The organism is Vibrio sp. 10N.261.51.C6 (genome assembly GCF_041471785.1).
Taxonomy (GTDB): Bacteria; Pseudomonadota; Gammaproteobacteria; order Enterobacterales; family Vibrionaceae; genus Vibrio; species Vibrio crassostreae_C.
The window spans coordinates 1-19,229 of the sequence record NZ_JBFRPB010000032.1 but is presented as its reverse complement, the minus strand read 5'-3'; the positions used below and the strand labels follow the sequence as shown (position 1 = coordinate 19,229).

Here is a 19,229-nt window from a genome sequence, read left to right as displayed (position 1 = left end):
ATTTGGGCTTGATGATTTAAGTACTTTAGTCAGTTTTATACTGATTCTCAAAATGACAAAACTCACCTCAAGGCTACGCCCTCACTTAATAATCCAACATTAAATCAGTAAGTTAAACAAAATGCATAACTGGCACTCACTTTGCAATCTTTAACATCAGGCGTAACTACGTCTTAAAAAGATTACGAGCCGAGTCCTAAAGAGTTTATTTGCCAATAGAGGTCACAATGGTCAACCCTGAAGCCAATAGATTGCCAGTCATCATCACGATCAGCACCTTGTGTGTTGGGCTTGGTGTTGTTTGGTACTTTGTGCCTCACCCTGCTGTCATTGTGGCGCTCGCTCTTGTGCCATTGGCCGGGTTATTCGTGTTAAACAAAACATTCTGGTTAGTTTTACTGTTCGTTGTCTTTTCATTTTTCCGAATTCACGAAGCTATACCTCAGCTCTATTCGCTAAAAATACCGCTGATGCTTTCATTAGGCGCTCTGTCGGCTCTTCTATGGCATGCATTAATCAGTAAAGAACTTAAAATCTTCTGGCACCCTTGTTTAAATTGGCTCGCCATATTTTGGGTATTGGTTTTCATTGGTATTATCTTCGCGTCCAACAGGCCAATAGCACTAGCAGAATTCAAGGGCGTTTATTGGAAAATTATAGTGATGACGCTTGCGATTACTTGGCTAGTAAACACCACGGAAAATCTCGCAAAAACCGCGATGACGATTATCTACGCTGGCGCTTTAGTCAGCTCTATTGCCGTGTACAACTCAGTAAATGGTATTGGGCTTGTCGAGGGCTCACGCGTGACTATTGGCCGCGATTTTGGCTCTATGTTAGGTGACCCGAACGACCTAGCACTGGTACTGATGTTCCCACTCGCCTTTACAATAAGCCAAGCCACCACGACTGGCATCTCACGATCCAAACGTTTAATCAGTGCCTTAGTTTGTCTGTTACTGCTCGCCGCCATTATTGCCACTCAAAGCCGTGGCGGATTACTGGGTTGTATTGCGGTGATTGGTATTTTTGCGTGGAAGCTAGTGCGCTCTAAAGTTCTCTTAATCTCAGTGGGAACTGTCGCGGCCGTGATGCTCTATTTAGTTGCTGGTATCTCAGACAGATCTTCTGGTGGTGCAGCTGAACAAGGTATCGATGAATCTGCAATGGGGCGAATCTATGCTTGGGAAGCGGCAGTAAAAATGGCAGTTGAAAATCCACTGACTGGCGTAGGGTTGAACAACTTCTTCTCGAACTACTTCTTTTACAGTTCGCATTGGGACGGACTGAATCACGCCGTTCACAGTACCTGGTTTGGTGTGTTGGCAGAAACAGGCTTTATTGGTCTGATCATTTTTGTCTGCCTTATCGTTTCTTTGATCAAAACCTCTCGCTCTACGCTAACGAGGTTAAAAAACTCGGCCACAGAAATCGCCCCCGAACTCAATGCGGTCGCCTATGCGATCTATGCAGGTCTGATTGGAACAATCGTGTCGGGTACATTTTTGACTCAAGGCTTCAACTGGCCGATTTATATCCTCGCAGCACTCACAGTTTGCGTCTCAAATGTATCTCAAACTGCCTGTCAAAATGAGAAAACCTAAAAGACACATTTTAACCTATTGAAAATATTATATTTATTAGATGGCACAATATATGAAAGTACTTCTATATAACAAAAAAGAGGATTTTCATTATGACGTCAGTATCTATACATCAATTCAAACATTGGCTTAAGTTTCATCCTAATTCTCGAATTAGAAATGTGTTTTTCATTTTGAAAAACATCAGAAGCGCAGAGCTACCTACCCCTAAACTATTTAATCGCTGTCTATATCAAGCGCACAAGCTAGTGGTGAATCTGGTTTCTGGCTTTACGCGATTCTTCTACTGGACTCCGGCTTTCAAAGGTCGTGTGGCTCAATGTGGCAAACGCCTGTATTTGTATGGTGGACTGCCTTTCGTCAGCGGTCCGGTGCAAATTACGATTGGCGACAATTGCCGTATCTCTGGCCACACGACATTCTCTGGTTGTACCCAACCACTTGAAGGCTTGGAACACCCGCTACTGTCGATTGGCAACAATGTCGACATCGGATGGCAGTCGACTATCGCTGTTGGCGGTAAAGTGGTTATCTCTGACAACGTACGAATCGCAGGCGGCGCTTTTCTATTTGGATACTCTGGACACCCGCTTGATGCAAAACGCCGAGCGCTAGGTGAAGGTGACGACCCTCAGCAAATCGGTGACATCATTCTTGAACCCGATGTTTGGTTGGGCACGAATGTGACGGTCAAAGGTGGCGTAACCATCGGCGAAGGTGCCGTAATAGCCGCAGGCAGCGTAGTAACAAAGAATATTCCTGCCTTCGCAATCGCAGGTGGTAACCCAGCTCGAGTTGTCGGTCACATCAAACCCGTTGAAGTGACAGAATCCGATATGTTCGATTCGTTAGAGACTCATGGAGGTGACCATGCGTGATTTAATCGTATTTGGTGAAGACTTTGGTGGCCTACCTTCATCGACTCAACATTTAGTACGTCACCTTGCTAAGCAGCACAAAGTCTTATGGGTCAACTCTATTGGCTTAAGACAACCGAAGCTGTCCGCCAAAGATGTTAGCCGAGCGTTCAACAAGTTGTTTGGTAAAACCAAGGCCGTAACTCAAAACATGCTCGACTCTGAGGGACACGACAACATTACTATCGTTAACTTAAAGACAATCCCTGCGCCTGCTTCTAAATTTTCTAGAAAGTTGGCTCAGCAAATGATGTTGCACCAACTAAAACCGATTATTGCGGAGCTTAATCTGAACGCGCCTATCCTATGGACTTCTCTTCCGACCGCTGTTGATTTGTGCGGACACTTAGGCGAGTCATCTGTGGTCTATTACTGCGGTGATGATTTTAGCGCGCTGGCTGGTGTTGATCATGACACCGTTGCACAGCACGAATCAGAGCTAATCGAAAAATCAACGCTTATATTCGCGGCTAGCAAAAAATTGATGGATAAATTTCCAAAGCATAAAGCGCACTTGCTACCACATGGTGTCGACGTAGACCTATTTTCAACACCCGCACCAAGAGCAAAAGATTTACCAAGCAACCACCGCCCTATTGCTGGTTTTTATGGCAGCCTTTCTAAGTGGCTTGATTATGAAATGATTGATCATGTTGCGAATGCGATGCCGGAATGGGACTTTGTTTTCATAGGTCCAAACGAGCTTGATACGCTCATGCTGCCTAAGTTGAGTAACGTACATTACCTTGGCCCTCGTCCACACCACACGCTACCAAGCTATTCTCAACACTGGGATGTGAGCTTGTTGCCGTTTGTTGATAACGAGCAGATCCGAGCGTGTAGCCCACTCAAACTAATGGAATACCTTGCGGCGGGCACACCCATTATCACAACACCGTTCCCTGCTTTGGTTCCATATCAAGGGCACGTAACCACGGTTGGCAGTGCCAACCAAATGATTTGGGCGCTTGATCATGCACGCGAGCTAAGCAACTCACCTATCTCTGTCGTCGAACAAGAGAGCTGGCAGAACCGTGGTAACTTCGTACATTGGATGTTGGAGCTATTATGAATAATCTGAAATTGCGGTTATTAGTCATCATCAATGCGATGTGGCGCCAACGCTACGTTATCGTTCTGCCAATGCTTATTTTGCCCTTTGTAGGCTTTGGTGTGAGCAAGTTGGCTCCAACTAAATATGACGCGCATACCAGTATGTTGATTCAAGAAACGGCCAAGATGAATCCATTCTTGGAAGACATTGCCGTTTCGACGATGCTCAAAGATCGACTTAACGCATTAAGAACACTGCTTCACAGTCGACATGTGCTTTACTCGGTCGCTGATGAACTGCAATTAACCACGCCAGATATGCCTGAAATTGAGAAACAAGAGATCATTACTGACCTGTCTCAACGTCTAACGGTGGCTCAGCTTGGAAAAGATTTTCTAAAGATAAGTCTAACGTCGAACACACCAAATGGAATGGAAGCGACGCTGCGCTCGGTAAGTGAACATTTCATTGAACAGTTACTCGCACCGGAACGTTCATCGATTGAAGATTCAAGTAACTTCTTGAAAATCCATATCGACAAACGTAGCGCAGAGCTTGCAGAAGCAGAAGAAGCGCTAGCTGCATACATGAATGAGAATGTTCATTCGACGCCTGAGGTACAGAGCCAAAGTTTGAATCGCTTAGCTTCACTCAAACAAACATTGGCAGAAAAAGAGGCCGAGTTATCGGGTGTCGAAAAAAGTTTAGGGTCAATCGACCAACAACTTTCAAGAACCAACCCTGTGATCGGTAAATTAGAAGACCAGATCATCGACATTCGTAGCGACCTTACCTTGTTACAAGCTAAATACACGAACAAGCACAGTGCTGTGCAAGCTAAAGTGCGTGAGCTAGACAGACTAGAGAATGAACGTAAGAGTTTGCTCGAGGTAACCCAGCCAACGATGAACAGCGACCAGCTTTGGGACATCGCTAGTAGTACGACACTGAACAAACTTTCTGATACCCAACCTCTTCTGGTCACTCAATTACACAGCCTACAGCTGGTTCGTGCTCGCTTTGAGTCTTTAACCGAAGAGACCAAAAGCCTTCGTACTATGATTTTCGAATTAGAACACAAGGCCAATAACTTCGGCGAAAATGCAAAAGAGATGTACCGCCTTAAACGTCAAGTTGAAATCAAACGTCAACTATATGATGAACTGACAGAGCGTTATGAAATGGCTCAGCTAACGGGTTCGCTTGGTGTATTCGAGCAAAACAAACGTGTGAAGATTATTGATTTGCCTTTCACACCGAGTATCAAATCTAACATGCCGACTTTTGTCTTTATTCTGGCTGGATTTGTTGCAGGTATCGGATTGGGTATTGGTTTAGCGGTATTGTTTGAACTGTTTGATTCTTCAATCAAACGCAAAGACGAAATCGAAGATATCTTGGGTGTCCCTGTGATAACGGTGATCCCGAAAATGAGCTAGTCAGCCTCAAAGCCATTTTTGACTTGCTAGCTTCACAGCTTTCTAGTTTCCAAGCTTCGTGCATCCTAGAGCAAAACGCCAACACTCGGTTGGCGTTTTGTTTATTTAGAGCCCCAAGTTCTAATGCTACTTTCGATTTACCCAAGCCCTATGATTCAAACTGCCATTCAATCGTATTTTGTTTTGATTCCCATTTTGAGAAATGAAAACCGCACTGGAATTGGATAACATAAGCAACTGAAAAATAAAGATTATTTAGTTGGCACAACTTCTGCAATCTCCTTGTGTAGTTAAACGTTTTAAAGAATTTACTTCAATAGAAACGTCAGAAAGGCGAAACAACAATTATAAAGGCAGGGTCCAAACTATGAATACGCATTTAACGAAGCATGGCAAAAAGATCATACACGTTGTTCAGCACCTTGCACCGGGTGGATTAGAAACCCTAACTCTGGATTTGCTGCGCCTTGCTAAACCAACAGACCAAGTGTTGATTGTCAGTTTAGAGGGTACTAAACAAGAGTCTATAAACAACTGGCCGAAGCTAGAGCCATACAAAAAGCAAATCGTCTTTTTGGATAAAGCACCAGGCGTACAATTCAATATCATTATTAAGCTAATTAAAGCCTTCAACGCGATTCGCCCTGATGTGGTTCATACCCATCATATTGGCCCACTGTTATACGCTGGTTATGCCGCTCGCGTAACCGGGGTTCCAACTCGAATCCATACCGAACATGACGCTTGGCATCTGAACAACAACAAACGTCGTCGATTACAAGCGCTTGCTTTAAAAGCTGCTCAACCAACGTTAGTTGCCGACGCGACACGTGTTTATAACCAACTACGCACTGCTTTTTCTTATGAGAACATCATTACCATCAAAAATGGCGTTGATTGTGAGAAGTTTAAGCCAATGTCGAAAGAACACGCGAGAGCAAAACTAAACCTGCCGACAGACAAACACATCATCGGTTGTGCAGGTCGACTAGAACATGTCAAAGGCCAAGACCAACTTATTAAAGCACTGACTCTTTTACCTGCAAACATGGTTGTCGCATTGGCTGGCGGCGGTACTAAACGCAATCAACTAGAGCAACTGACTAGCCGCTTGAATCTGAGTGACCGAGTGATCTTTCTTGGCTTAGTTGAAGACATGACCACGTTTTACGGAGCGTTGGATACGTTCTGCCTACCTTCACGCCACGAAGGGCTGCCGCTTTCTACACTTGAAGCTCAAGCATGCAATATTCCAACCGTCGCAATGGACGTTGGTGCCGTCGATGAAACCTTGTGCCCTATCAGCGGAACACTCGTTAAAAAAGGCAGTATCACGGGATTAGCCAATGCCTTGTTAGAGAATCAAAATGAACGCTTTTTATCACCTCGACACTATGTTCTTAAGAACTTCGACATCATCAAAATGGTTTCGTCTTACAACGACATCTCAGAAGGAGCTTACGCATGATTGATTGGTTGCTTGCGGGACTTTGTTTGTTTTCAGGTGCGTTGATTGTCTATCATCACGCAGCCTACCCTTTGTTACTGCGTTGGTATGCGAAAAGCCACCCCGCACGCAAAGTTGAAGAGAGTCATCGTTGCTACAAAGAGGAACAGCAAGATTGTACGTTGCCGACCATCACCGTTCTTGTTCCTGCATTTAACGAAGAACAGTGGATCGCAGACAAGATTCGTAACCTTGCTTCACTCGATTACCCCAAAAAGAAGCTGCAAGTCATTGTCGCTTGCGATGGTTGCACCGATAACACAGTCGCCATTGCACAAATGACCATACAAGAAGCGATGTGCAGTGATGTCTATTTTGAGATACATGACCATCAAGTAAACCGAGGTAAAGTCGCGGTTGTTAATGAAGAAGTGACACGTATAACCAGTGATATCACGGCGATGAGTGATGTTTCTGCCCTTATTTCATTGGATGCTTTGCTTATAGCTGCCGCTCATTTTGAAAGTGACAAGGTTGGAGTGGTAAACGCAACGTATCAACTTTGTCCAACAGGCAATGAAGGCGAAAACACGTATTGGCAGTACCAAACCGCGGTTAAAGAGTCTGAGGCTTCGTTAGGTTCTAGCTTGGGTTCTCATGGCGCTTTCTACTTGTTTAGAACACACCTGTTTGAACTGCTTCCACTCAACACTATTAATGATGATTTCATCTTACCGATGCAAATCGTTAAACAAGGTTACATCGCAGAATACGAAACCCAAATGGTGGCATTAGAGCTAGAGGAATCGAACCTAGAAACGGACTTCAAAAGAAGACTTCGTATTTCAGCGGGTAACATGCAACAAGCGATTCGATTATTTGCCTTGTTCAGCCCGAAGTTCAAAGGCATCGCGTTTGCGTTCTTTTCAGGAAAAGGGCTTCGCCTGCTCACTCCCTATTTAATGATTGTGTGCTTAGTGTGCTCAATCTTACTTAGCAACTACTTGGTATTTGAAGCGCTGTTATGGGCTCAAGTTGCCGTTTATACCATTGGCGTCCTTGGCTGCATCTTGCCAAAGCGTCTAGTAAACAAACCTATTTCATTAATCTCTTATTTGATAGTTGGACACTACGCCAACTTCATTGGTGGCATTCGTTACCTAATCGGACTAGAAAACTCACCTTGGACACGAGCAAATCATTAAGGACTTATTATGATGAACATCGAACAGCTATCTACCCAAAACCTATACCAATACAAAATCTCACGTGCTAAACGTACTTTCGATTTTGTAAGCTCACTGATTGCTTTGATTTTGCTAGCGCCCGTATTTCCGTTGATTGCGATGGCGATTGCACTCACTTCTCGTGGCCCTATTTTCTACCGTCAATTGCGCGTTGGTAAATCGACACCGGAGAAAATGGAAATCTTTGAGATCATGAAATTCCGTAGCATGTACGAGGATGCAGAAACTCGCTCTGGTGCAGTTTGGGCTACCGCGAATGACCCGCGAATCACGCCTGTTGGCCGCTTTTTGAGAAAGACACGTCTTGATGAACTGCCACAACTGATCAATGTACTGAAAGGTGAAATGTCTCTAATTGGCCCACGCCCTGAACGCCCTACTTTTTACACCAAACTAGAGAACGAAATTCCTTACTTTGCTGACCGTACATACGGTGTAATGCCTGGTATTACAGGGCTTGCACAAGTAAATCAAGGTTACGACACCTGTATTGATGATGTACGTCGTAAAGTAGGTTTTGACCACAGTTATGCACTAAGCCTATGTTCGGTTAAGTCTTGGATTGCCGCTGATCTCAGCATCATCTCTAAAACAATCATCGTAATGGTAGATGGTCGAGGTCGCTAAACCAGTATGGTCTAATGTGGATACAAAGCCTGTTTTCTATAAAGCCTTAGGGGGCGATTGGAGAGTCGCTAATGAAACACATAGTGCCGAATTAGCCCACGTTAACTAGACTCGCTGCTCTCGGTTCTCAGTTGAATGGTGTAATAAGGTTTCTTCCCTATCAATTGACGTAAACATTGGCAATGAATGTATAACGCAGATGTGGCTTGAGTTAGGGATTAGAAATTAAGAGCTGAGAGCTCAGAGTTAAGAATTAAGAGTTAAGACGAGAAAGCTTATATTCATAGAAAACCACAGCACTTTCGTCAGAGGCTTGCTCAACAAAACCTAGCTTTTTAAGTAAGTTGGCAGAGGCTATGTTTGAACGATCGACACCGCCAATCAGTGTGGACCATGACTCCATTTTAGCGACTTCTGTGATGAAACCCTTCAGTAGCTCACTCGCTAAACCCTTGCCCCAGAACTCTTCTGCAAGCAAGTAGCCAATATGAGCATCACTTTCGTCTTCTACATAAGCGAACAGAAAACCAATCAATTGATTATCGTTGGATTTCACTTGAAGTAAGCGGCTCTCCGACAACATTCGATCGAGCCAGATTTCAGCCAGTTCACGTGACACAATACCGTGAAAGTATGGAGGAAGGTTTTCAACGACTGAAGAGGTTAGAATGTCAGGCACTCTCTCTAGCAGAACCGAACGTTCAGGAACAATAAGTTCACCTGCAACTTCTTCTACTTTTAGTCTTTGAGTTTCAAACGAGATCGCCATGTGTCCTGCCTAATTTGATAAAAATGTGGATTATACACCTGAGTTCTCGTGTTGGCTTCGTTTCCAGGCTAAAGCAAACTAAAGAACAGCCACGCCTTCAACTTCAATCACTGAGTTAACATTTGCTCGCTCGATTATCTTGAGTAACGTCGTTTGAACTAATTCATTATCTCGGATTTCGGTTTCACAAGAAAAACGCTCTTCTTGAACACCATCGCCCTCACCCAGCATAAATTGAACCGCGACTTCCGTTGCGAGATCTTTGGTCGTCCCGTAATACGCTAACGTGATTTTTGGGTATCCGTGGTCGCCTTTTTTAACCTGCTTTGCGATACGTTTTTTGGCTTTATCTAAATTCATACAACTTCCTTTTAAGTTTGAAATACAAGGTGACTAGAACACCTTTTTAAACGGTAAGCAATACAATCAGCGTTGGTTATAGAGATTCCCTAGCCTCTTGATACTAATCAAGATGGTACAGTCTTAGCACTTTAAAGAGTGATAGCTAGAACACAGAAAACCTGTTTAAGAAATATAATGACAACATATAAGAACTACGCGCCAAGAAGTGGGAGATGTTTTCGTTGCTGATAAGTTAAGGCTAACTCCAAGCACTGCTTGATTGGTGCCTTGGGAAGTGGTTCAGTCAGTTTCAAGACGATTGCACGATTACCTTGAAATACCAATGTGCCATCGTGCAATTCTCTGAATGTGTCGATTAGCTTCGTTTGGCAGTTAAAGAACAAGTAATAGTTGTTTGGCGATTTTAATTTCCAATCGATTCGAATTGGACTGCCCGTCTTAACGCTGTAACTCGGCTCGCCCCATTTCAGAGACTCTTCGACTTCACCTAAATCCAAATCAGAGCAAAGCTCAAAGATTAATGAACGCAACTCTTCAAGCCGAGCTCGAACATCATCGGGATACTCGTCGAAATGTGTTTTGATTGCTCTGTCCATTCAACCTCCGATTCATTTGTTGTGATATTAAAGTCCAGCTCACTTAAAGCATAGAACCTTAAACATTAGCCCAACTTTAAACGAAAAGTGCCAAGCCTCGTAAATCGATTTTGAGTTATCTGTTCGTTAGCGGTTTTCAAGGTCAGCTTTAGACCGTCTGTATCCTTACAACCAATGTAAACATGTTTTCCATTGCTTAGGCTTAACTTCAACGCTGAACCTATCGATGCATTATACAACCAGCCATCGCTCAGCATTCGGATGCCAATACCTTGATACCACTTGCTTTGATAGAACGATGTCTCGGTAATGTCTGACACTTCTACATTCTTACGCAAAAAGCCAAAGCCGAAATACCAACTTAGTACATTGTCTTTGACCTCAATGGTCATGGAGAAAAAGAGCAAAGCAATTAAACCATTGATGGCGTGAGCGACTAATGTCCCGGGGTTATTATCCGAGGTAACGACAATGAAAGCACTTATCGCAACAAGGATGAGCAGCAATCCCTTGTTGGATTCCTTACTATAAAACACAGTGGCAACTCCTATAGACAACGAACAACCCACTAACTAGCCAACAGTTATCTTACTGCAGCCTTTCTAAATAATCGTAGCAAGTAATGCAGGCATACTCCCACAACCAAACCAAGTAGCATCGCCTTGATACTACCAACCCAAAGTATCAAACCAGAATAACCTTGTCCCGGACCTAAGCCTTGTTTATTAATCACATCGACAAACATAAAACCGTTCCACAGCACATGCAGTGAGGCTGTAAATCCATGCACACAAATTGCGATGGTTCCAAGTAACTTGTACTTGCTAATGACCGGTGCGCCACAAAAAATGACAACAAGCGCAAAGGTAAAAATCAGAGGGCCAGACAGTACTAAAGTGAGTGTGATTACTTCAACGTGGCTCTCTATGCCATAACTGTATGTACAAAATACCATTGTCATTGAAAACAAAAGCGAAATGAGTGCGAACCATACCGTTCTATTCATTGGGTTCCCTGCCTTAATAGTGGGTTTAGGACAAATTCGATAATCGACAGGAAGAACTAATTACCAAAAATACGGCATGAGAAATGCCCTTGTTACACGACTATTCGATGGACAACTCAGACTTTCATAAACCCAATGTAACGGAAGACTTAGAACACAAGCTAGGCAATATAGCTTCGGCTATATTGAACCACGAGCATAGACTGAAGACAGGTGCTACGACGGAACAAGTAAGGTAGGCTCTACTCATCAAACGATGAGCAATCCACGTATATCAGCATGAGAACCGACGACATTACTTGCTTCATCTATGTAATAACACTATCCCTTAAATAACAAGAAAGGCTCTATAAATGCGGGAGCAGAAACTTCTACGCTCTTATTGACAGAGGGGGTCATATCGCCCAATTAAGGGGTGAGCAACGCAACCACGAAACCCAACCATACCACCATAAACACAAAACCCAACGATGGGATGAAAAATGCCAAGCGTTGGGAATCCGTCTTGAATGCTTTGTTAAATTAATATAGCAATGAACCTAAAGTAACAAATCCACCTACTTTTTTGTAAACCTCATTACCTTTACCATCGCAAAGTTCAATAAACTTCCGGATATCTCCTTCGTTGGTAAAAAGTAAGACAGTTTTCGCCAAATTTAACTCAAAATGGTTTGGTACTCTCCACTCTCGCTCATGAGTCCAATCAATAATGTCATGGTCTATATCAAGGTCGAAGTTAACGATTCGCCAATAGTCACTTTCGGGTAAATACTCTTTTGCTTTAGCTGTCTTGTCATAAATTACAGGTCTTCCGCCCTGTCGATATACTTCCGTTTTCTCGACAAGAAATCCAACAGGAGAGTATCTTAATTTTGATTCTGGATTATCTTCTCGATACTTTTGTTCATACCAGCAATTTTGACATATTGCTGAAAGTGGTGCGTCTTGGAAACATGCAGCTGGAGTACTACCGACAATAAAACCATCTTTTCCACTCCCCTGTATCACTCCTTCTTCAAGTATTTTAAATAACATGTCAAGGTCACTGTTACTCCCTTTCTCTTTGGTTAAGTGAACCAGTTTAGTAGAAAGATCGCTCCGTTCTGCGTACCTTTTTACCCAATTATCAAAATGGTAACCCACACATGCCTCCTATTAATCACGCCGCATTAAGGTGTGAGCGACGCTTGGCTATACTTGAGCGAAGCGAAAACGCCAAGCGTTGCGAATCACTCTTAAATGCTTGTTATGTGAATTTTACTCGCCAAAGTTACGATAAGTAGCAAAATGCTCACTATCTGTAGCTAGATACCTAAAAGCAGACACCTCTGGCATTAGACTTCTATGATTGCCCCATTTAAATACATGGGCTTCAATAGGCACTTTAACTTTAGACATTGTGTTGATGCTAGATGAATTGAAAGCAGGCTTATGAGTAAAAATTAACAAACGCTCTGCGATGTCAATTAGTTGAGACCATTCTTCGTCAGTAACATCATCGTTTGAACCTAAATGCCCTGTATAGACTTTTATGTTGTTAACATCTGAAGTATACGCCCATTTTTCATGCTGAGGGATTCTCACACCCAATGTTTGTCTGTCAGCTTTACCAATATAAAGGAGAACGTCTGAACCATAAATAGGATGAGTTCCGTATATTTGATAGATGCCATAGTCATCGCTATTAGTTAACTCTCGCACTTCTTCTAGGGTATGTGCACCGACCCAATCAATATGGATTTTCACTCTGACTCCGATTATTCACATAACAGCTATTAGACCGAAAAAACCCGCATTTAAATATAGAATTATTCAATCTAGTTTCATATGCATAGCACTCTAGCACAATTAATTTCGTTATTTCAGTGACTTAAAGCATAGATAGGCACATCGAATAACAAAATATAGAATATTTCTATATAGTATGAATTTCGTAAAAACCCCGACCAACTGGATATAAACACAGTCCCCTTACACATGCCCCAAAACACAAAAAAGCCTGCCATCTATGCGAACATAAATGGCAGGCTTTATACGTTAGTTAAGCTTGTGTGTGGCTAGCTTACGCGGCTTCGAATGCGAGGGCTTTCTTCTCTACCTGACGGAAGATCAGCGTTAGTATGCCGTTTACTGCTAAGTAGAATGCGCCAGCAATGCCGAACACCGTTAGTGTGTCGTAGGTTTGGCCGTTGATACGCTGAGCGTAACCCATCAAATCCATGATGGTGATGGTGCTTGCCAGTGACGTACCTTTGAAAACTAGAATCACTTCGTTCGAGTAAGCTGGAACGGCGCGGCGTAGTGCATATGGCAGTAACACTTTAAGCGTTGCTACTTTGTCCATACCTAGTGCACGACACGCTTCCCACTGCCCTGCTGGAATGGCGTTGAATGCGCCTCTGAACAGTAGCGTGCTGTATGCGGCAGTGTTCAAAGCTAATGCTAACATTGCACAGAACCAAGGTTGGCTTAACCAAGTCCACATGAAGCTTTCACGAATCCAATCGAACTGACCCGGGCCGTAATAGACCAAGAAGATCTGCACCAACAATGGTGTGCCGGTGAACAGCGTGATGATGCCACGTGTTAACCAGTGAATCGCAGGTATTCTTAGGATTAGCGTTACCGTCATCAGCAGTGACAAGATACAACCAACCAGCAATGAAGCGCCTGTAAGTTGAAGACTGGTCACTAAGCCTTCAAGCATTTGAGAGAGGTATTGTTGATTCATGCCATTGCCCCTTTGTTACCCAAACCTTGAATAGAGAACTTACCATCAATCACTTTTACCAATCTTTGTGTGATTAAAGTGATGACCAAGTAGATTGCTGCTGCTGTCGCGTACCAAGTAAATGCTTCGTGCGTTGCCGCTGATGTTAGTTGTGCTTGTTTCAGCAAATCTGTTACACCAATCAGCGAAACTAATGCAGTGTCTTTCAGTAACACTAACCATTGGTTGGTTAACCCTGGTAGTGCGTGCCTTACCGCTTGAGGCAATACGATACGAAAGAATGCACGAGACTGAGAAATACCAAGCGCGCTTGCTGCTTCTCTCTGCCCTTTGCTTACTGCTTTTAATGCACCACGTAAGGTTTGCGAAGCGTAAGAAGCAAAGATAAGTGACAGTGCAACAACACCAGATAAGAACGGGCTCACTTCTATGAAGTCGCCAGTGATCATGAACAGAACTTGTGTCGAACCAAAGTAGATAAACAGTACGACCAGAATTTCTGGTAAACCACGAACAATCGTCACAAATGCAGTCGTTGGCCATTTGATTGCAATACGACGAGACATCTCACCACTTGCAAACAAAACTGCTAGAACCAATCCAACCAATAGGCTTACGAACGCAAGCTGAACAGTCATCCAGCTTGCTTCGACGAGCCCTAAAGAGTAACCCGTTAATTCCATAAATTACTTACCGAAGTACTTGTTGAAGATCTTGTCGTATTCGCCGTTCGCTTTCACTGCAGCAAGTGCAACGTTAAGCTGGTCTACAAGTTCTTGGTTGCTCTTGTTTACTGCGATACCAAAGCCGTTACCGAAGTACTCTTGGTTTGTTACTTGGTCGCCTACGTACGTTAGGTTGTCTTCTTTCTTGAACCATTCTGCTACAACGGCTGTGTCACCGAATACAGAATCGATACGACCGTTTTTCATGTCGATGAATGCATCTTGGTAGCTTGAGTAAGGTACCGCTGTTACGCCAGTCATTTGCTCAAGTAGGAAGCTCTGGTGAGTAGAACCGTTTTGAACACCAACACGCTTACCTTCTAGTGCTGCTTGATCTGCTACTTTGCCTTCGAAAGAGATGAATGCAGCAGAGTTGTCGTAGTATGCGTTAGAGAAGTTCACTTGTTTAAGACGCGCTTCTGTGATGTCCATTGCCGAGATAGCCGCATCGTAACGTTTGAATTTAAGTGCAGGGATCAAGCTATCGAATGCTTGGTTGTGGAAAGTACACGTTGCTTTCAGCTCTTCACAAAGTGCGTTTGCTAAGTCTACGTCAAAACCTTGAATTTGGTTGTTCTCATCCATGTATTCGAATGGTGCGTACGTTGCTTCCATCGCGAATTTGATTTCTTCTTTAGCCGCTGCGTTGAAAGAAGCAAGGCCGATAAGTGAAGCTAGTAGAATCTTTTTCATTTTGTTACTCCGAATACTGTGTAATAGCGGCCTGTGGCCATTCTTATAATTTGATTGTTTTAATTGATGTTGTGTTTAGCTAGATCTAGTGAGTCAACTTTCTTTTAATAAGTGACTTACTTAATGAGTCAAATATTCAGCAAACTCAGGTGTCTGCGGATTAACGAATGAATCGCTGGTGCCATGTTCAACGATGTACCCTTTCTCTAGGTACAGAACGTGGCTAGCAATCTTCTTCGCGAAATCGACTTCGTGCGTCACGACCACTTGGGTAATGCCCGTTCCGCTCAATTCTTTAATAATGCTCACGACTTGGTTGGTGATCTCAGGATCAAGCGCCGCTGTTGGTTCATCAAACAACAACACATCCGGTTTCATCATCAGCGCACGTGCAATCGCAACACGCTGTTGTTGACCGCCAGACAGTTGAAGTGGCCAAGCGTCTGCTTTGTCGGCAAGTTGAAGTGTCTTTAGGACTTCTTGCGCTTGCTTAATCGCTTCTTGCTTATCCAAACCCGCCACTTTGGTTGGTGCTTCAATCAAGTTTTCCATCACCGTCATGTGTGGCCATAAGTTGTATTGCTGGAACACCATGCCGACTTTACGACGAAGTTTAAGCCCCTGCTTCTCTTGGATTTGGCTTGAAAAATCGAATTGCTCATTCGCAATGTCTAATTCGCCGTTGTCCGCGATTTCAAGCAGGTTCAATACACGCAGTAATGAACTCTTGCCCGCGCCGCTTGGGCCAAGCAATACCAAGGTTTCGCCACTCTCACAGTCGAAACTGATGTCGTGAAGAACTTGGGTATCACCGTATGATTTGTTGATGCTCTTTACTTGAATACTCATGCCACAATACTGCATTAATTGTCATTTGTTAGTTATTCTATTCAATCCGAGGTTTTATGCAAGAAAAATGTATAAAAAACTACTTTGTTGAATTTTTGTAACAAATATTCCACAAAAAACAGTCGCTATAACTGGTCTTACAACCAAAACTCACAAGTCATTGATAAAGCTAATATCGAGACAAATAGCAAACGTTTTGCTATCAATTTATAAATCATTGCACGGTTGCTTGTTTATGTGTGCACTCTCCTATCAACGCTAATTTACTTGCATAAAAATTAGGGTTAAATAGCTTGGTTTCCTATCCAACTGACTGGATCAAAATGCTTAGTTTTCCTTTAAGGTCGTTTCGAATTATTCACTTAGTGTTGATGAAATATTGGAAATTGAGTTTCCTAGGGAGCGTCACAGCGCAATAAATGCTTTAATGGGTTCGATTCTCAACAACAATTACTGCCCAGCGAACAACGCGCAGTACAGGCAATAAGTCATAAAGCAATTAGCCATAAGCAACAAGCCATCTATTTTTAAAGCGACAACACATTAAGGCAGTCATATGCAAAACGATGTCTCTTCTACGCTCGACTCGAACCAGCGACAGACTCAGCGATCGACTCAACAAGCGCCAGAACCCAAACCTGAGAAAAAAAGCCTCAGTATTTTGTTTGAGCTGAGTAAATTCATTCAGCCTTATAAAGGTCGTGTTATTGCTGCGTTGATCGCGTTGATCTTCACAGCGAGCTTAACCCTTTCAGTCGGACACGGTATTCGTCTTCTTATCGACCAAGGCTTCAGCCAACAATCGTTGTCAGACTTAGGCAGCGCGATTCAATTCATCATGGTGGTGGTCGTGCTGATCTCGATTGGCACCTTCTTCCGCTTCTATTTGGTCTCTTCTGTTGGTGAGCGAGTAAGTGCGGATATACGCCTGTCGGTTTTCAATCACGTGGTGACGCTGCACCCGAGTTACTTTGAAACCAATGGCAGTGGCGACATCATGTCGCGAATCACCACGGATACTACTCTGCTTCAAAGCATCATAGGTTCATCGTTCTCTATGGCGATGCGCAGCGCGTTGATGTGTATTGGTGCAATCATCATGCTGTTTGCGACCAATATTAAGCTGACGTTGATTGTATTGGCCTCGGTGCCATTTATCTTGATTCCGATCCTTGTTTATGGGCGCCGTGTAAGAGCCCTATCTCGCCAAAGCCAAGATTCCATGTCTGATGTGGGTTCTTACGCAGGTGAGGCAATTGAGCACATTAAAACGGTGCAAAGCTACAGCCGAGAAGAGCAAGAGAAAGCATCATTCGCGGTAGAAGTGGAAAAGGCGTATGAGATTGGTCGCCAGCGTGTAAAACAGCGCGCGATTCTTATTTCTGGCGTTATCGTGATTGTATTTAGTGCTATTGCAGGCATGCTTTGGGTTGGCGGCAGTGATGTTATCAACGGCACTATGTCGGCTGGTGACTTAGCGGCGTTTGTGTTCTACGCAATTATGGTTGCTTCATCGTTAGGTACGATTTCTGAAGTGATGGGTGAACTGCAACGCGCGGCAGGTGCGACCGAGCGATTAATCGAGGTCCTACAAGTTGAAAGCCATATTGTTGCGCCAGTTGCGAATCCAACTTCGCTTGCTAACGTAACGCCAGAAGTTGCATTTGATGATGTGACCTTCTGTTATCCATCAAGACCGGACCAACCCGCAACAAGCAACCTCACGCTTACTGCCCATGAAGGCAAAGTGTTGGCACTGGTTGGCCCGTCTGGCGCAGGTAAAACTACCCTGTTCGAACTGCTGCAACGTTTCTACGACCCACAAGTGGGTAAGGTCACCTTAGGCGGTGTTGAACTGAATCAGTTTGATCCTAACGAGCTAAGAAAGCAGATGGCATTGGTACCGCAACAACCTGCTCTGTTCAGTAACGATGTGTTCCATAACATTCGCTACGGCAACCCGCAGGCAACAGACGAGCAAGTGATCGAAGCGGCGAAGAAAGCGCACGCACACGAGTTCATTCAAAACCTACCTGATGGCTACAACAGCTTTCTTGGTGAACGTGGTGTAAGGCTTTCTGGTGGGCAGAGACAACGTATTGCTATCGCACGTGCCATCTTGAAAGATCCAAATATTCTATTGTTGGATGAAGCAACCAGCGCACTAGACAGTGAAAGTGAGCATCACGTACAACAAGCGTTAGAAGAGTTAATGCGTGGCAGAACGACGATCATTATCGCCCATCGATTATCAACAATTAAACACGCCGACCAAATTGCGGTGCTCGATAAAGGACAACTAGTAGACATCGGCGACCACCAGTCTCTCATCAATAACTGCGAATTGTACCAACGCTTGGTTGAGCTGCAATTCAAACACCTTAGTGCCTAACTATTGAGTGGATGTGCAACTAAGTCACTGACATTGTGTGGTTTCAAGCTTCAAAAACTTAAATCACGCGTGTTGCAGTTTTGTTAATTTAGCGGTAGGGTTTTTATTCCAATAACAACTTATCCCTACATAACAATAAGAGAGTTCGCATGGAAGCACTATTATCTGACTACCCGGTAGTAACAGAAATCCCTGTCGCTTGGGGAGAAATGGACGCACTCAATCACGTTAACAACGCTGTATATTTTCGCTATTTCGAAACCGCTCGCTTAGATTTTTTCAAGCACGTCGAGCTGATGGAAGAGATGGCGATTACCAAAGTTGGTCCTGTTCTTGGTGACACTTACTGTAAGTATTTCCGCCCAGTCACGTATCCAGATACCTTGATGGTCGGCTCACGTGTTACCGATATTCAAGATGACCGATTCACCATGGAATACGCGATTGTCAGTAAGGCTCAACAGAAACTGACGACCGTTGGCACTGCGACTATCGTGATGTTTGATTTTGCTTCGAACCAGAAAGCCCTGCTCTCGCTGCGCTTAACCAATGAAATCGAAAAGATGAACACGTTGAAAAGCCCATGCTTCAAACAAGAAGCCGTGACAGAATAACGTATTCGTTGGTTGAGAAAGATTCAGAAAGTTTCAGAATCGAGTAGGAGGAGGCCTCGCAGCCTCCGTCCTCTCACACCACCGTACAAGCGTGGGTCGCATACGGCGGTTCCGAATATACTTTCAGTGACTCGTACCCATCTCTTAGTGAGTACA

20 protein-coding genes and 1 pseudogene are annotated in these 19,229 nt (G+C 43.8%); 9 read left to right on the top strand and 12 right to left on the bottom strand.

The window, feature by feature from the left end; all coding sequences use genetic code 11:
- Positions 1–227: 227 nt before the first annotated feature.
- From AB4375_RS08540 to AB4375_RS08510, 7 genes are all read left to right on the top strand, one after another.
- Positions 228–1,604 carry an O-antigen ligase family protein gene (locus AB4375_RS08540; protein WP_017068360.1) on the top strand — a complete coding sequence of 459 codons (1,377 nt, stop codon included), beginning with the start codon at positions 228–230 and terminating at the stop codon, positions 1,602–1,604.
- 92 nt (positions 1,605–1,696) lie between these two features.
- Positions 1,697–2,482, top strand: a complete 786-nt coding sequence (locus tag AB4375_RS08535; protein WP_017068359.1) for a DapH/DapD/GlmU-related protein — start codon at positions 1,697–1,699, stop codon at positions 2,480–2,482.
- Complete coding sequence (locus AB4375_RS08530; RefSeq protein WP_372051330.1) at positions 2,475–3,593, top strand: glycosyltransferase; 1,119 nt, start codon at positions 2,475–2,477, stop codon at positions 3,591–3,593. Before AB4375_RS08535 ends, AB4375_RS08530 begins: the two co-directional genes overlap by 8 nt.
- Complete coding sequence (locus AB4375_RS08525) at positions 3,590–5,014, top strand: GumC family protein (protein ID WP_372051329.1); 1,425 nt, start codon at positions 3,590–3,592, stop codon at positions 5,012–5,014. The genes AB4375_RS08530 and AB4375_RS08525 overlap by 4 nt, the downstream gene beginning before the upstream one ends.
- Before the next feature lie 367 nt (positions 5,015–5,381).
- A complete protein-coding gene (locus tag AB4375_RS08520) occupies positions 5,382–6,482 on the top strand; it encodes a glycosyltransferase (protein WP_017059582.1) in 1,101 nt (366 codons plus the stop codon).
- Entirely contained in the window at positions 6,479–7,666 is a 1,188-nt protein-coding gene (locus AB4375_RS08515; protein WP_229647965.1) for a glycosyltransferase family 2 protein, read from the top strand. The genes AB4375_RS08520 and AB4375_RS08515 overlap by 4 nt, the downstream gene beginning before the upstream one ends.
- Positions 7,667–7,675: 9 nt before the next feature.
- A complete protein-coding gene (locus tag AB4375_RS08510) occupies positions 7,676–8,335 on the top strand; it encodes a sugar transferase (protein ID WP_017063903.1) in 660 nt (219 codons plus the stop codon).
- 253 nt (positions 8,336–8,588) lie between these two features.
- Here AB4375_RS08510 and AB4375_RS08505 read toward each other — a convergent pair whose 3' ends face one another.
- The 11 genes from AB4375_RS08505 to artP form a co-directional block, all read right to left on the bottom strand.
- Positions 8,589–9,104 carry a GNAT family N-acetyltransferase gene (locus AB4375_RS08505; protein WP_372051328.1) on the bottom strand — a complete coding sequence of 172 codons (516 nt, stop codon included), beginning with the start codon at positions 9,102–9,104 and terminating at the stop codon, positions 8,589–8,591.
- A 78-nt stretch (positions 9,105–9,182) separates the two neighbouring features.
- On the bottom strand, positions 9,183–9,464 hold the full coding sequence (locus AB4375_RS08500) for a hypothetical protein (protein WP_017059577.1): 282 nt from the start codon (positions 9,462–9,464) through the stop codon (positions 9,183–9,185).
- 194 nt (positions 9,465–9,658) lie between these two features.
- Positions 9,659–10,063, bottom strand: a complete 405-nt coding sequence (locus tag AB4375_RS08495) for a DUF1801 domain-containing protein (RefSeq protein ID WP_017059576.1) — start codon at positions 10,061–10,063, stop codon at positions 9,659–9,661.
- Between the two features lie 65 nt (positions 10,064–10,128).
- On the bottom strand, positions 10,129–10,620 hold the full coding sequence (locus AB4375_RS08490; RefSeq protein WP_372051327.1) for a hypothetical protein: 492 nt from the start codon (positions 10,618–10,620) through the stop codon (positions 10,129–10,131).
- A gap of 26 nt (positions 10,621–10,646) precedes the next feature.
- A complete protein-coding gene (locus AB4375_RS08485) occupies positions 10,647–11,069 on the bottom strand; it encodes a hypothetical protein (RefSeq protein ID WP_372051326.1) in 423 nt (140 codons plus the stop codon).
- A gap of 522 nt (positions 11,070–11,591) precedes the next feature.
- Positions 11,592–12,212: a hypothetical protein gene (locus tag AB4375_RS08480; protein ID WP_372051325.1), complete on the bottom strand. Its 621-nt coding sequence runs from the start codon at positions 12,210–12,212 to the stop codon at positions 11,592–11,594.
- A gap of 114 nt (positions 12,213–12,326) precedes the next feature.
- Positions 12,327–12,815 (bottom strand): hypothetical protein, encoded by a 489-nt coding sequence (locus tag AB4375_RS08475; RefSeq protein ID WP_372051324.1) that lies wholly within the window; start codon positions 12,813–12,815, stop codon positions 12,327–12,329.
- 316 nt (positions 12,816–13,131) lie between these two features.
- A complete protein-coding gene (artM, locus tag AB4375_RS08470) occupies positions 13,132–13,800 on the bottom strand; it encodes an arginine ABC transporter permease ArtM (RefSeq protein WP_017061823.1) in 669 nt (222 codons plus the stop codon).
- On the bottom strand, positions 13,797–14,483 hold the full coding sequence (gene artQ, locus AB4375_RS08465; RefSeq protein ID WP_017061822.1) for an arginine ABC transporter permease ArtQ: 687 nt from the start codon (positions 14,481–14,483) through the stop codon (positions 13,797–13,799). Before artQ ends, artM begins: the two co-directional genes overlap by 4 nt.
- 3 nt (positions 14,484–14,486) lie before the next feature.
- Complete coding sequence (locus AB4375_RS08460; protein ID WP_017070691.1) at positions 14,487–15,218, bottom strand: lysine/arginine/ornithine ABC transporter substrate-binding protein; 732 nt, start codon at positions 15,216–15,218, stop codon at positions 14,487–14,489.
- 120 nt (positions 15,219–15,338) lie between these two features.
- A complete protein-coding gene (artP, locus tag AB4375_RS08455) occupies positions 15,339–16,067 on the bottom strand; it encodes an arginine ABC transporter ATP-binding protein ArtP (protein WP_032545343.1) in 729 nt (242 codons plus the stop codon).
- A gap of 556 nt (positions 16,068–16,623) precedes the next feature.
- On the opposite strand from artP, the gene AB4375_RS08450 reads away from it, so the two are divergent.
- Together AB4375_RS08450 and AB4375_RS08445 are read left to right on the top strand one after the other, a co-directional pair.
- A complete protein-coding gene (locus AB4375_RS08450) occupies positions 16,624–18,459 on the top strand; it encodes an ABC transporter ATP-binding protein/permease (RefSeq protein WP_372051323.1) in 1,836 nt (611 codons plus the stop codon).
- 149 nt (positions 18,460–18,608) lie between these two features.
- Positions 18,609–19,073: a thioesterase family protein gene (locus AB4375_RS08445; protein WP_017061819.1), complete on the top strand. Its 465-nt coding sequence runs from the start codon at positions 18,609–18,611 to the stop codon at positions 19,071–19,073.
- Positions 19,074–19,146: 73 nt separating this feature from the next.
- Here AB4375_RS08445 and AB4375_RS08440 read toward each other — a convergent pair.
- Positions 19,147–19,229, bottom strand: a pseudogene (locus AB4375_RS08440) (RNA-directed DNA polymerase); the annotation flags it as partial.